Origin of the sequence: Agrobacterium sp. NPDC090283 (assembly GCF_044769685.1) — a bacterium.
Lineage (GTDB): Bacteria > Pseudomonadota > Alphaproteobacteria > Rhizobiales > Rhizobiaceae > Agrobacterium.
Map to the genome: position 1 here is coordinate 124545 of NZ_JBIVYG010000010.1, position 13050 is coordinate 137594.

Genomic DNA, 13050 nt, shown 5'->3' on the forward strand with positions numbered 1-13050 from the left:
GCGCGATGGACAGCATGACATCGACCATCAAGCCCGGCCTCGATTTTCCGGGTGTCGGCGTGGGTCTTGTCATATTGCGCGAAGGCCGCCTGCTTTTATGCCGCCGCATGAAAGCGCCGGAAGCCGGATACTGGAGCATTCCGGGCGGCAAGGTGGATCACCTCGAGACCTGTCTCGCCGCAGCGCGGCGGGAGGCCGAAGAGGAAACCGGTCTTCAGATCGACGCCGTAGAATTTCTCTGCCACAGCGAATTCATCGATACGGAAGACCGTCACCACTGGGTTTCGCTGATCTTCGTCACCCGCGACACGCAGGGTGAACCGGTACTGACCGAACCGGATAAGCTTTCCGCCATTGGCTGGTTCGATCCGGATAAGCTTCCCGAGCCTGTTTCCGCTTTTGCAAAAGACGCCCTGGCCGCGCTCAATCAAGGCCGCGCGGAAAACTGAGCGAACCCGTCCGTGGATAAGCCATGGCGGTCGACGGGGATTTTCGGAGAGTGAAGGGATTTTGCCGGAGCTTGCCTCGCCCTCTCCGCGCTATATGTTTTCTATAAAACCAAGAATGAAAGAACGTCTTTGCGTCAGACGTTTCGAATTCAATTTTAAATTGCTTAAATTAGCACCATGTAAAAAACCGCTCCAGTTTCCCGAAGCGGTTTGTACGTAATGAAAAAAATAGAATATAGAATGTAATATCGTCTGGCAGTGCTTATAGTCGGAACACTTTCCGAGGCCTGATATGGCCAATTTCAGTCGTCCCCTGAAACAATTACATCTAAGCTAATCATTTACTTTCCGTCAAGCAAATCTTCTCGCAAATGCGAAAAAAACATGGCGGAAAAGAGGTGAGCAACGGGAAGGTTTATATATTTTCCTTATATATCAATAAATTAAATATATGGAAATAAAATGTGCATCTTTTTGTGCTGCACTTTAAAAAGCAGAAGCGTCGACCGATTTTTTCTAAACTGTGCTTATACGCACCACATGTAATAGATTTATGAAGTAACGCGTCCGACGATGGAAAGGTGAAATACTTCTCCACCCGCCCGACGCGAGAACGAGTCGCTCACCCGAAAAGACCGGCTCTCCGTAAAAACAAGAGTGCGCAATTATATTGAACGGCAGCAACTACAAGCTGCGGCGCTGGCCAGCAATCGCGAACTGGACGATTTCAGACCAAAAGCGCCGCCCCGCAGATGGCGATATGCGATTAAGATGGAGCATCGTTGATTTTTCCTTTGGAAAACCGGTTGTTGCCGATAAACATCAAGCCGGGACAACAGGATTTCGATCACGTCATGCTTTCACTTCGCCTGCTAACGATCATCGCCGGTTTTGCCTTTGCGGGCTCAGCAAGCGCAGCGTCGATTGGCATCGTTGCCCCACAGAATGGTCCTTACGAGCTTCTGGGGCAGCAGGTGCGGCAGGGTGCCAAGGCGGCGGCGGCCAAGCTAGGGCTCGATGTCGTCGAAATCCACGAGAGCTGCGAAGACGGCAGCGGTGGTGCGATCGCCGATGGCCTGGTGGCCGCCAAGGTCAGCGCCGCGATCGGTTTTTTATGCACGGAAACGCTTCAGGGCGTCCTGTCGCCATTAAAGGCGGCCGCCATTCCCGCGATCACGCTTTCCAGCCGCGCGCCTATCCTCATGGAAGACTCCCTGAAATACGGCTGGCCGCTTTTCCGCCTCGCCCCTTCCGACAGGGCCGAATCGGACAGGATCGCCGAAATCATCCTGCGCGACTGGAAGGGACATTCCATCGGGCTTGTGGACGACGGTACGATCTATAGCCGCGAGCTCGTCGACCGCATCCGCGCGTCGCTGGAGGAAAACGGCCTCAAGCCGACATTTGCCGATACGATGCGCCCCAATCAGGAACAGCAGGTGGCGCTGGTGCGCCGGCTGGCGCGAACCGGCATTTCCCACGTCTTCGTGGGTGCGGAGCGCAACGACGTCGCCATCATCGCGAGAGACGCCGCATCCGAAAACCTTGCTTTGACCATCATGGGCGGCGACGCCATGAATGCGGCGAACAACCCGGTTCCCCTCATCGCCAATGTGCTGGCCGTGACGCGCCCGGCCTATGATACCCTGCCCTCGGCCCAGGCCGCCACCGGAGAGTTGCGCGGCGCCGGCATCGAACCCGAGGGTTACGTCCTGCCGGCCTATGCGGCGACGGAACTGACTGCCGCCCTCGCGGAGGCGGTACAGGCGCAATCGAAACCCGCGCCGGAAATACTGGCTGGCGGCACCGTCTTCAAAACCGTCATCGGCGACCTCGGCTTCACACCCTCACACGACCTTTCCGACAATCCCTATCGCCTGCAGCGCTGGAACGGCCAGCGCTTCGAGCCGGTGGACAAGGCGGAAAGACAATAGGCGAAACCCGCGCCGCCGAAAATTCGGTGAAACGCGGCTGAAAACCGCGGGCAACCCTCAGGCCAGCCGTTTCAAACCCCGATACTTGATGTTAAAGGCAGCTTACGCAACGCGTCGAGAGGAGTTTGCCCATGTCCCTGCCCATCCGCATAGCCCCGTCCATTCTGGCTGCCAATTTCGCCAAGCTGGGACAGGAAGTCGCCGATGTCACGGAAGCCGGTGCAGACTGGATCCATCTCGATGTCATGGATGGCCACTTCGTCCCTAACATCTCCTTCGGGCCTGATGTCATCAAGGCGCTGCGGCCCCACAGCATGGCCTTCTTCGATTGCCACCTGATGATAGCGCCCGTCGATCCCTATCTCGAAGCCTTCGCCAAGGCCGGCTGCGACAGCATCACCGTGCATGCGGAAGCGGGACCTCACCTGCACCGCTCGCTGCAGACAATCCGCGGGCTTGGCAGGAAGGCTGGCGTGACGCTCAACCCCGCCACACCGCTTTCCGTCATCGAGAATGTGCTTGATGATGTCGATCTCGTCCTCATCATGAGCGTCAATCCCGGTTTCGGCGGACAGAAATTCATTCCCGCCATGCTCGACAAGATCCGGGCGGCAAAGGCGATGATCGGCGACCGGCCGATCGATCTGGAAGTGGATGGCGGTGTGACGGCGGAAACCGCAGGCGCAATCATTGCCGCCGGCGCCAATGCGCTGGTGGCAGGCTCGGCCGTCTTCAAGGGCGACGGCGTTGCCGACTACCGCAAGACCGTCGCACAGTTGCGCACGGCGGCGGAAGCCGGGCGGACATAACCCGCCACCGCTGAATGCGGAAGGCCGGGGGCGGCATAGCGGGCGTTGGGGCAGACGGTTGGGGGATAGTCATGGAAAGCGACAGGCGAGATTTCCGTGAGACGGCTTCGGCAGCGCTGTTCCTGGCTCTCGGCGCCCTTGTCTGGGCCCTCTGCTCCGCCGCTGCCGCCGCCATCGGCCTTTATGTCCGAAACCGGCTGGAAACCGACCATGCGGCCGATATCATCACGCTTTTCTTCTGCGGCGGCCTTTTAGGCTGGCTGCTGGCCGTCACGGCCTTGCGCTTCCTTCCCGCCTCCACTGCCCTGCCGCTGCGTTTCGCGGCGGCCTGTCTCGCCATCGCCTTTTTCACGCTGGCCGTTGCGGCAGCATTTTTCGCGTTCCAGTACCGCATCTTTTATGCGCAATGGCACGCACCGGCCTTTTCCCGCATCTGGTTTTTCCAGCAGCTCTTCACCTCGCTCGGCGCGGTCTATCAATTCACCATTCTCGGTCTAGGACTGTATTTTCCCTTTGCGGCTCTTCCGCTCCTGGCCGCCGGCGCGTTCCTCTGCTGGCGTGCGCAGCAAGCGACATAGCCATGCAGCTTGATAGATTGAGATTACCGGAACACTTTGCTAAACGGGCAGCAAAATTCCTCCACTAAGAAAGTCATTGCCATGATCCCTCGTTACTCCCGGCCGGAAATGGTCGCCATCTGGTCGCCGGAAACAAAGTTCCGCATCTGGTTCGAGATCGAGGCCCATGCCTGTGACGCGCTGGCCGAACTCGGCGTCATCCCCAAATCCGCCGCCCAGACCATCTGGGAAAAGGGTGGCAGCGCCACTTTCGACGTCGCCCGCATCGATGAGATCGAGGCCGTGACCAAGCACGACGTCATCGCCTTTCTCACCCATCTTGCGGAATTTGTCGGCCCCGACAGCCGCTTCGTGCACCAGGGCATGACCTCTTCCGACGTGCTGGACACCACGCTCAACATCCAGCTCGTCCGCGCCGCCGATCTGCTGCTCGCCGATATGGACCGCGTGCTGGCCGCGCTGAAGACCCGCGCTTTCGAACACAAGAACACGGTCCGCATCGGTCGCAGCCACGGCATCCATGCCGAGCCGACCACCATGGGCCTGACCTTTGCGCGCTTCTACGCCGAGATGCACCGCAACCGCGAACGCCTCGTTCATGCCCGCGCGGAAATCGCCACCGGCGCAATCTCCGGCGCCGTCGGCACCTTCGCCAATATCGATCCGCGCGTCGAGGAACATGTCTGCGCCAAGCTCGGCCTCATCCCCGAGCCGGTTTCCACGCAGGTCATCCCGCGTGACCGCCACGCCATGTTCTTCGCGACCCTCGGCGTCATCGCCTCGTCGATCGAAAACGTCGCCATCGAAATCCGTCACATGCAGCGCACCGAAGTTCTGGAAGCGGAAGAGTTCTTCTCTCCCGGCCAGAAGGGCTCGTCCGCCATGCCGCACAAGCGCAATCCGGTTCTGACCGAAAATCTGACCGGCCTTGCCCGTCTGGTCCGCATGTCCGTCGTTCCGGCCATGGAAAACGTTGCCCTCTGGCACGAGCGCGACATCAGCCACTCCTCCGTGGAGCGCGCCATCGGCCCCGACACGACAGTCACGCTCGATTTCGCGCTGAACCGCCTGGCCGGCGTCATCGAGAAGCTGGTGATCTACCCGGACAACATGCTGAAGAACATGAACAAGTTCCGCGGCCTCGTGCATTCGCAGCGCGTTCTCCTGGCGCTGACGCAAGCCGGCGTTTCGCGTGAAGACGCCTACCGCCTGGTACAGCGCAACGCCATGAAGGTCTGGGAACAGGGTGCTGATTTCCTGGAGGAACTGCTGGGCGACGAGGAAGTGCGCGCCGCACTTCCTGAAGAGGCGATCCGCGAGAAGTTCGATCTCGGTTACCACACCAAGCATGTCGACACGATCTTCAACCGTGTCTTCGGCAAGGCCTGAGAGAACTCCCTGAAGTTAATGCCGCCGCGGCCTTGATCGCGGCGGCATCACAACACAGATATGGGCGCATGAAAGTTTCAGAAGCAGATATCCTGATCGTCCCCGGTTACACCAATTCCGGCCCCGACCACTGGCAGAGCCGCTGGGAGCGCAAGCTTTCCACCGCCCGCCGTGTCGAGCAGGCCGAATGGTCGAAGCCGGTGAAGGAGGATTGGATCGCCCGGCTGGTGGAAGAGGTCAACGCATCCACAAAGCCCATCGTCATCGTCGCCCATTCGCTTGGCGTGCCGACCGTCATCCACGCCCTGCCGGAAATCGGCAAGAAAGTCTCCGGCGCACTTTTTGTCGCCCCACCCGATGTCGCCAATCCCGATATCCGGCCGAAGCACCTGATGACCTTCGGACCCTATCCGCGCGATCCGCTGCCGTTTCCGGCAATCACCATCGCCAGCAGGAACGATCCCTTCGGCTCCTATGAACATGCCGATGACATTGCCGCTGCCTGGGGATCGCTGCTGGTCGATGCCGGCATGTCCGGCCACATCAACGCTGAGTCCGGCCACGGCCCGTGGCCCGAAGGCGGCATGGTGTTCGCCCAGTTCCTGAGCCGGCTGAAGGCAGTCGAGCCATGACGGTGGCGGCCATGTGGGCCGCCTCCCCCTCGATCGGCCCCGCAGGCCGATTTTCAAGACGAAGCGGTTTCCCCGGCCTGTCACAAGAATTGAAGGGAAATATGCCAGCCGCATTGTAGAATGCACTCTTTTCCTTTATGGGACCGCTTCAAAGACCAAACGCAACGCCACCAGAATCGGCGTCAACCAAGAGACCTGCCATTATGAACCGTCGCCGCCGTATTTACGAAGGCAAGGCCAAGATCCTCTACGAAGGTCCGGAGCCAGGCACGCTTATCCAGTTCTTCAAGGACGATGCGACCGCCTTCAACAAGAAGAAGCACGAAGTCATCGACGGCAAGGGTGTGCTGAACAATCGCATCTGCGAATATGTCTTCACGCATCTGAACAAGATCGGCATTCCCACCCACTTCATCCGCCGCCTGAACATGCGCGAGCAGCTGATCAAGGAAGTGGAGATGATCCCGCTCGAGATCGTCGTGCGCAATGTCGCCGCCGGCTCGCTCTCCAAGCGCCTCGGCATCGAGGAAGGCGTGGTGCTGCCGCGCTCGATCATCGAGTTCTATTACAAGTCGGATGAGCTGGAAGACCCGATGGTCTCCGAAGAGCACATCACGGCTTTCGGCTGGGCCAACCCCGCCGAGCTTGACGACATCATGGCGCTCGCCATCCGCGTCAACGACTTCCTGTCCGGCCTCTTCCTCGGCGTCGGCATCCAGCTCGTCGATTTCAAGATCGAATGTGGCCGCCTGTTCGAAGGCGACATGATGCGCATCATCCTCGCCGACGAGATTTCGCCCGACAGCTGCCGTCTGTGGGACATCGAGACCCAGAAAAAGATGGACAAGGACCTGTTCCGCCGCGACATGGGCGGGCTTCTGGAAGCCTATTCCGAAGTGGCGCGCCGTCTCGGCATCATCAATGAAAACGAACCGATCCGCGGCACCGGTCCGGTACTCGTAAAGTAATATTGGCCTCGTAGGGTAAATCAGGAGAAGATCAGGTGATCAAGGCACGGGTGACTGTTACGCTGAAGAATGGCGTTCTCGATCCGCAGGGCAAGGCAATCGAAGGCGCACTCGGCAGCCTCGGTTTTGATGGCGTCGGCCACGTCCGCCAGGGCAAGGTCTTCGATCTGGAGCTGGAAGGCGCCGACAAGGCCAAGGCCGAGACCGACCTGAAGGCAATGTGCGAAAAGCTGCTGGCCAATACGGTCATCGAAAACTACGCCATCAGCATTCTTTAAGCTCCAGGAGCCGCCGCCATGAAATCCGCTGTCGTCCAACTTCCCGGCCTCAACCGCGACCGCGACATGATCGCGGCTCTGACGAAAATCTCCGGTCAGGCGCCCGTCACCATCTGGCAGACGGAAACGGATATTCCCGATGTCGACCTGATCGTCATTCCCGGCGGCTTCTCCTATGGTGACTATCTGCGTTGCGGCGCCATCGCCGCCCGCATGCCGGTCATGCGGGCCATCCGCGAAAAGGCTGAAAAGGGCGTCAAGGTTCTCGGCGTCTGCAACGGCTTCCAGATTCTGGTCGAAGCCGGCATGCTGCCGGGTGCTTTGATGCGTAACGCTTCGCTGAAATTCGTCTGCCGTGAAGTGAAGCTCGAAGTCGCCAATAACGACACCGAATTCACCCGCGCTTACGACAAGGGCCAGATTCTGCGCTGCCCCGTCGCCCATCACGACGGCAACTACTTCGTCGAAGCCGAAGAGCTGAAGGCGATGGAAGGCAATGGCCAGGTGGTGTTCCGTTATGCCGAAGGCACCAACCCCAACGGCTCGCTGAACGACATTGCCGGCGTCATCAACGCCAAGGGCAATGTCCTCGGCATGATGCCGCATCCCGAAAACCTCATCGAAGCCGCCCATGGCGGCAATGACGGCCGCGGCCTCTTTGCTTCGGCACTCGGCGTCATCGCAGCCTGATGGACCGGGCGGGCTTCAAGCCCGCCTTTTTGATGCCGGCTTCCGGCGATGTTTCGGCTTCTCTTCTGGATGACCTGATGCCCCGCATTCTTCGACACGATGCCTTCAAAGCCACCGGACTGATCCTCGCTGCCGCCGCACTTGCCGCCTGCCAGCCGAAACCGCAGCCGGCCGCGTCCGTCTCCCGCGCGGCCTTGCCGACGATGGAACGGATCGCGCTTGGCGCCAATGCCTGCTGGTTCAAATCGGGCGATGCGGCGTTCAAGGCCTATCGTCTGGCCCCGGAACTCAACTCTTTCTCCGGCCGCCCGCGCATCCTCCTCGTGCCGCGCAACAGCCCGGAATCGCGCCCCATGCTGGTGATCCAGGCTGAAGGCAATCCGGCAAAGCTCGATGCTTTCGGACCCGTGATGAGCGACGCCATCTCCGGTCGCATCGCCACCGACGTCAAGCGCTGGGCGAATGGCGGCAAGGGCTGCTGATTAACGAACATGCAAACGGGCTCGCGGCGGGGTCATGGGTTAGATCCCGGCCTTGATGATGCCCTGTCCTTCCTCATCCCTGTGCTTGTCACAGGGATTCAGCCAGCCCAAGTCCTTGGGCTGGGAAGAGTCTTTCCGCCGCGCGGACGCGCGCCGGCTGGATTCCTGTGACGAGCACAGGAATGAGGGAATACGCGGCGACGTTCCTCCAAGCGGTCCGCATAAAAAACCCGCCGACGCCGGTTGGGATTGGCGTGGCGGGCTGCCGAATGGCTTGATGGTGCCGGGGAAAGAAGGCACCGCTCTTCGACAAAAATCAAAGCGGCCGCGGCGGCCACGAGAGAAGCCGCGATTTTGCGGCCTCCGTCAGGGCCTCATCCCGCGTAACGCCGATATCCTCCAGAAGATCATCGGAAAGCTCCCGCAAAGCGAGCCGTCCGCGTCGTTTCTGCAGCCAATGGGCCATGCCCGCAATCATGCGACCAATAAGCGTGCGGGCGATCTTGGCCGGAAAGGGCGCCGGTGCGACCATGTCGCCGGCATCGCGGAACACGCGTTCCCGTTCGTAACCATCAGGATAGAGTGTATCCGCTGTCGAAAGGTATTGATCCATCTTGCGCATATTGCACCTATTGTCTCCGTGTGTTTGATGTCACTCAATGCAGACAATAAATACAATTGACTTGGGGATAGATACAATGCATAAATTGTCACCATGACAAATTGGCTTCCCGACATTACCGAGGGCGACGGCCCGATTTATCTTCGCCTTGCGGATAGTATCGAAGGCGCGATTTCCGACGGCACCCTGCAGGCCGGCTCGAAATTGCCGCCGCAGCGCAATCTCGCCTATGATCTGGGTGTGACAATCGGCACAATCAGCCGGGCCTATGCGCTCATTCACGAGCGCGGCCTCGTCAGCGGCGAAGTCGGCCGTGGCACCTATGTCAATGAGCGCAAGACCCCTGCCCCGTCATTGCCTATGGAACCGGCCGCGGCGGCCTTCGGCAGCACCCGTCACGCCGTCGACAGCAGCGCCGAGTTCCGATTGAACACGACGGCCGCACCCGATGTCGGCCAGAGCCTGCTGATCGCCAGGCACATCGAGGCCGTCACCCGGGAGCACACCTACGACATCACCAATTATGCCCGCTCTTTCCCGGATAGCTGGTGCCTGGCGGGTGCCCGCTGGCTTTCCCAGAACGGTTGGTCGCCGAAGCCGGAAAATATCGTCTCGACGCTTGGCGCCCATGCGGCGGTGATGAGCGTGATAACGGCAATGACAGCGCCGGGCGACCGTATCGTCTTCGAACCCGTCACCTATTCCCACATCAGCCGCAGCGCCGCCCTTGCCGGAAGGCGGGTGACGCTGGTGGAAGCGGATCAGGACGGCATTATCCCCGATGATTTCGAACGGGTCTGCGCCCAACAGCACCCGAAAATGATCTTCCTCATGTCAGCAGGCCAGAACCCCACCTGCGCCACCCTGCCGGAAGAGCGCCGCCGCGCGATTGCCGATATTGCCCGTCGTTATGGCGTATGGATCATCGAGGACAATCTTTATGGCGCGATGACCCGCGAAGCGATCCCGCTGATCGCCGAATTTGCGCCAGACATCACCTTCGTGGTCGGCGGCCTGTCGAAATCCGTCGCCGCCGGCGTGCGCGGCGGCTGGGTCGCCTGTCCCGCGCAATATTCATCGCGCATCCGTATTTCCCATTCGATGCTGACGGGCGGCCTGCCCTTCGTGCTGGCGGAGCTGAATGCACGCCTCGTCAACAGCGGCGACGCCCACGATATCCGCAAGGATTGCATTGCCGAACTGAATGGACGCGAGGCGATTGCGAGGCGCGCGCTGGCCGGGCTGGACTTCAATTCGCGGCCCGATATCGCCTTCCTGTGGCTGAGACTGCCCGAACCCTGGCTTTCCGGCACCTTCCGCAATGCGGCGATGAAGGAAGGCGTGCTGATCGATGACGAGGACGAGTTCAAGGCCGGACGAACGGACAAGGTTTTCCACCGCGTTCGCATCAGCTTTTCCGGGCCCTCCACCCGCGAGGAACTGACCCATGCCTTCGACGTCCTGCGTCACCTGCTCGATAACGGCTCCGCCGGTTATGAAAGCGTAGCGTGATCCGGGCTTCGGCGTTGCGGGCGGTACCCGCAACGGGTGAATAAGGGCAAAAACCGCCCATTAGCCAGCAAAGCGGCGCATTTTCCTGTCGCACCATGGAGCCTCTTGCGCTAAAGAACCGGAAACTTTCCTCGGCTCGAACCGCGTGAGACCTATGTCGATTCCAAATTCCATCAAGATCACCCCGGAACTCGTTGCATCCCACGGGCTGAAGCCCGACGAATACCAGCGTATCCTCGACCTGATCGGACGGGAGCCGAGCTTTACCGAGCTTGGCATCTTCTCGGCCATGTGGAACGAGCACTGCTCCTACAAGTCTTCGAAGAAGTGGCTGAAGACCCTGCCGACAACAGGACCGCGCGTCATTCAGGGCCCCGGTGAAAATGCCGGCGTGGTGGATATCGACGATGGCGACTGTGTCGTCTTCAAGATGGAGAGCCACAACCACCCGTCCTACATCGAGCCTTATCAGGGTGCGGCGACCGGCGTCGGCGGCATCCTGCGCGACGTCTTCACCATGGGCGCCCGCCCGATCGCCGCCATGAACGCCCTGCGTTTCGGTGCGCCCGATCATCCGAAGACCCGCCACCTCGTGGCCGGCGTCGTCGCGGGTGTCGGCGGATACGGCAATTCCTTCGGCGTGCCGACGGTTGGCGGCGAAGTGGAATTCGATCCGCGTTATAACGGCAATATCCTCGTCAACGCCTTCGCAGCCGGCCTTGCCAAGTCCAATGCGATCTTCCTCTCGGAAGCCAAGGGCGTCGGCCTGCCGGTCGTTTATCTCGGTGCAAAGACCGGCCGCGATGGCGTCGGCGGCGCGACCATGGCCTCTGCCGAATTCGACGAATCCATCGAAGAAAAGCGCCCGACCGTTCAGGTCGGCGACCCCTTCACCGAAAAGTGCCTGCTGGAAGCCTGCCTTGAGCTGATGAAGACCGGTGCGGTCATCGCCATTCAGGACATGGGCGCCGCAGGCCTCACCTGCTCGGCTGTCGAAATGGGCGCCAAGGGCGATCTCGGCATCGAGCTTGACTTGAACGCCGTACCGGTGCGCGAAGAGCGCATGACGGCTTACGAAATGATGCTGTCGGAAAGCCAGGAGCGCATGCTCATGGTTCTCGAACCCTCCAAGGAAGAAGTCGCCAAGGCGATCTTCGTCAAATGGGGTCTGGACTTCGCCATCGTCGGCAAGACCACCGACGACCTGCGCTTCCGCGTGCTGCACAATGGCGAAGAAGTCGCCAACCTGCCGATCAAGGAACTCGGCGACGAGGCCCCCGAATATGACCGCCCGTGGACGCCCGCCAAGGTGCCCGCAGCGCTTTCGGAAAATGACATCCCCGCCGCCGATATTGCCGATGCGCTGGTATCGCTCGTCGGTTCGGCCAACAACTCCTCGCGCCGCTGGGTTTACGAACAGTATGACACGCTGATCCAGGGCAATTCGCTGCAGCTTCCCGGCGGCGATGCCGGCGTGGTGCGCGTCGAAGGCCACGACAAGAAGGCGCTCGCCTTCTCCTCCGACGTGACGCCACGTTACGTTGAGGCCGACCCTTTCGAAGGCGGCAAGCAGGCGGTCGCCGAATGCTGGCGCAACATCACCGCAACCGGCGCTTTGCCGCTGGCGGCAACCGACAACCTCAATTTCGGCAATCCGGAAAAGCCTGAGATCATGAGCCAGCTCGTCCATGCCATCAAGGGCATCGGCGAAGCCTGCCGCGTGCTGGAATTCCCGATCGTTTCCGGCAACGTCTCGCTCTATAACGAGACCAATGGTCAGGCGATCCTGCCCACCCCCACCATCGGCGGCGTTGGCCTCCTGAAGGATTGGGGCCGCATGGCGCGCATCCGCTTTGCCGCCGCTGAAGAGGTGGTACTGCTGGTCGGCGCGCCTGCCGGCCTCGGCACGCATATCGCCCAGTCGGTCTATATGCGTGACATTCACGGCCGCATCGATGGCCCGGCACCGCATGTCGATCTGGCCGCCGAGAAGAAAAACGGCGATTTCGTCCGTGGGATCATCACCGACGGTCTTGCCACCGCCGTTCACGATTGCTCCTCGGGCGGTCTCGCCCTCGCCGTTGCCGAAATGGCGATTTCCTCTGGCATCGGTGCGACAATCGACGCCGTCGAAGGCCATAATGCAACCCTCACCTTCTATGGCGAAGACCAGGGCCGTTATGTCCTGACGGTCAAGAAGGGCGATCTCGACAAGGTACAGGCGGCGGCCAAGGCAGCAGGCGTTTCCTGCCCGGCCATCGGCGTTACCGGCGGTTCCACCGTAAAGCTGGGCACGGCGCGCGCCGTCGAGATTAAAGAATTGCACTTGGCCTATGAATCGTGGTTCCCTCAATTCATGGACGGCGAAACTTTGCTCGCCGCAGAATGAATTAAGGAGAAACACCATGCCCATGAAACCCGGCGACATTGAAGACATGATTAAGGCGGGAATTCCCGGGGCAAAGGTCACGATCCGCGATCTGGCCGGTGATGGCGATCATTACGCTGCGGAAGTCGTTGCGGAAGCATTCAAGGGCAAGACCCGCGTGCAGCAGCACCAGATGGTCTATGACGCGCTGAAGGGCAATATGGGCGGCGTTCTGCATGCCCTTGCCCTGCAGACCTCGGCTCCCGAATGATTGCGCCCGTGAAAGCGGTTATGGCAACACAACGTCTCTGTCCTATCTGCGGCAGAGCGTGAAAACTG

14 protein-coding genes are annotated in these 13050 nt (G+C 60.4%); 13 read left to right on the forward strand and 1 reads right to left on the reverse strand.

From position 1 onward, the window contains the following. Positions 1–5 precede the first annotated feature (5 nt). The 10 genes from ACIQUH_RS16140 (at position 6) to ACIQUH_RS16185 (ending at position 8209) form a co-directional block, all read left to right on the forward strand. On the forward strand, positions 6–449 hold the full coding sequence (locus tag ACIQUH_RS16140) for an NUDIX domain-containing protein (RefSeq protein WP_400816813.1): 444 nt from the start codon (positions 6–8) through the stop codon (positions 447–449). 854 nt (positions 450–1303) lie between these two features. After that, positions 1304–2383 (forward strand): ABC transporter substrate-binding protein, encoded by a 1080-nt coding sequence (locus tag ACIQUH_RS16145; RefSeq protein ID WP_400816951.1) that lies wholly within the window; start codon positions 1304–1306, stop codon positions 2381–2383. 131 nt (positions 2384–2514) lie between these two features. Next, positions 2515–3192 (forward strand): ribulose-phosphate 3-epimerase, encoded by a 678-nt coding sequence (rpe, locus tag ACIQUH_RS16150; RefSeq protein ID WP_400816815.1) that lies wholly within the window; start codon positions 2515–2517, stop codon positions 3190–3192. A 71-nt stretch (positions 3193–3263) separates the two neighbouring features. Next, positions 3264–3770 carry a hypothetical protein gene (locus ACIQUH_RS16155; protein WP_400816817.1) on the forward strand — a complete coding sequence of 169 codons (507 nt, stop codon included), beginning with the start codon at positions 3264–3266 and terminating at the stop codon, positions 3768–3770. 81 nt (positions 3771–3851) lie between these two features. Then, entirely contained in the window at positions 3852–5159 is a 1308-nt protein-coding gene (gene purB / locus ACIQUH_RS16160; RefSeq protein WP_400816819.1) for an adenylosuccinate lyase, read from the forward strand. A gap of 68 nt (positions 5160–5227) precedes the next feature. After that, on the forward strand, positions 5228–5791 hold the full coding sequence (locus ACIQUH_RS16165) for an alpha/beta hydrolase (RefSeq protein ID WP_400816821.1): 564 nt from the start codon (positions 5228–5230) through the stop codon (positions 5789–5791). A gap of 203 nt (positions 5792–5994) precedes the next feature. Next, positions 5995–6759, forward strand: a complete 765-nt coding sequence (gene purC / locus ACIQUH_RS16170; RefSeq protein WP_003495374.1) for a phosphoribosylaminoimidazolesuccinocarboxamide synthase — start codon at positions 5995–5997, stop codon at positions 6757–6759. A 35-nt stretch (positions 6760–6794) separates the two neighbouring features. After that, positions 6795–7037, forward strand: coding sequence for a phosphoribosylformylglycinamidine synthase subunit PurS (purS, locus tag ACIQUH_RS16175; protein WP_006314096.1), 243 nt, complete (start codon positions 6795–6797; stop codon positions 7035–7037). Positions 7038–7055: 18 nt separating this feature from the next. Continuing rightward, positions 7056–7727, forward strand: a complete 672-nt coding sequence (purQ, locus tag ACIQUH_RS16180; protein ID WP_400816824.1) for a phosphoribosylformylglycinamidine synthase subunit PurQ — start codon at positions 7056–7058, stop codon at positions 7725–7727. Between the two features lie 77 nt (positions 7728–7804). Continuing rightward, positions 7805–8209, forward strand: coding sequence for a hypothetical protein (locus tag ACIQUH_RS16185; RefSeq protein ID WP_400816826.1), 405 nt, complete (start codon positions 7805–7807; stop codon positions 8207–8209). A 316-nt stretch (positions 8210–8525) separates the two neighbouring features. Here ACIQUH_RS16185 and ACIQUH_RS16190 read toward each other — a convergent pair whose 3' ends face one another. Then, positions 8526–8831 carry a DUF1127 domain-containing protein gene (locus ACIQUH_RS16190; protein ID WP_400816828.1) on the reverse strand — a complete coding sequence of 102 codons (306 nt, stop codon included), beginning with the start codon at positions 8829–8831 and terminating at the stop codon, positions 8526–8528. A gap of 93 nt (positions 8832–8924) precedes the next feature. Between ACIQUH_RS16190 and ACIQUH_RS16195 the strand changes: the two genes are divergently transcribed. The 3 genes from ACIQUH_RS16195 to ACIQUH_RS16205 all read left to right on the forward strand — a co-directional run bounded on the left by ACIQUH_RS16195 (position 8925) and on the right by ACIQUH_RS16205 (position 12982). Next, complete coding sequence (locus ACIQUH_RS16195) at positions 8925–10343, forward strand: PLP-dependent aminotransferase family protein (protein ID WP_400816830.1); 1419 nt, start codon at positions 8925–8927, stop codon at positions 10341–10343. Between the two features lie 154 nt (positions 10344–10497). After that, a complete protein-coding gene (gene purL, locus ACIQUH_RS16200; RefSeq protein WP_400816832.1) occupies positions 10498–12732 on the forward strand; it encodes a phosphoribosylformylglycinamidine synthase subunit PurL in 2235 nt (744 codons plus the stop codon). 16 nt (positions 12733–12748) lie between these two features. Then, positions 12749–12982, forward strand: a complete 234-nt coding sequence (locus ACIQUH_RS16205; RefSeq protein ID WP_003507909.1) for a BolA/IbaG family iron-sulfur metabolism protein — start codon at positions 12749–12751, stop codon at positions 12980–12982. The last annotated feature ends 68 nt before the right edge of the window (positions 12983–13050 follow it).

Bases quoted from the DNA above. Each gene is read 5' to 3' on its own strand.
- purQ (WP_400816824.1), top strand. From the start codon at position 7,056: ATGAAATCCGCTGTCGTCCAACTTCCCGGCCTCAACCGCGACCGCGAC.
- purB (WP_400816819.1), top strand. From the start codon at position 3,852: ATGATCCCTCGTTACTCCCGGCCGGAAATGGTCGCCATCTGGTCGCCG.
- purC (WP_003495374.1), top strand. From the start codon at position 5,995: ATGAACCGTCGCCGCCGTATTTACGAAGGCAAGGCCAAGATCCTCTAC.
- rpe (WP_400816815.1), top strand. From the start codon at position 2,515: ATGTCCCTGCCCATCCGCATAGCCCCGTCCATTCTGGCTGCCAATTTC.
- ACIQUH_RS16195 (WP_400816830.1), top strand. From the start codon at position 8,925: ATGACAAATTGGCTTCCCGACATTACCGAGGGCGACGGCCCGATTTAT.
- ACIQUH_RS16165 (WP_400816821.1), top strand. From the start codon at position 5,228: ATGAAAGTTTCAGAAGCAGATATCCTGATCGTCCCCGGTTACACCAAT.
- ACIQUH_RS16205 (WP_003507909.1), top strand. From the start codon at position 12,749: ATGCCCATGAAACCCGGCGACATTGAAGACATGATTAAGGCGGGAATT.
- ACIQUH_RS16185 (WP_400816826.1), top strand. From the start codon at position 7,805: ATGCCCCGCATTCTTCGACACGATGCCTTCAAAGCCACCGGACTGATC.
- ACIQUH_RS16140 (WP_400816813.1), top strand. From the start codon at position 6: ATGGACAGCATGACATCGACCATCAAGCCCGGCCTCGATTTTCCGGGT.
- ACIQUH_RS16190 (WP_400816828.1), bottom strand. From the start codon at position 8,831: ATGCGCAAGATGGATCAATACCTTTCGACAGCGGATACACTCTATCCT.
- ACIQUH_RS16145 (WP_400816951.1), top strand. From the start codon at position 1,304: ATGCTTTCACTTCGCCTGCTAACGATCATCGCCGGTTTTGCCTTTGCG.
- purL (WP_400816832.1), top strand. From the start codon at position 10,498: ATGTCGATTCCAAATTCCATCAAGATCACCCCGGAACTCGTTGCATCC.
- ACIQUH_RS16155 (WP_400816817.1), top strand. From the start codon at position 3,264: ATGGAAAGCGACAGGCGAGATTTCCGTGAGACGGCTTCGGCAGCGCTG.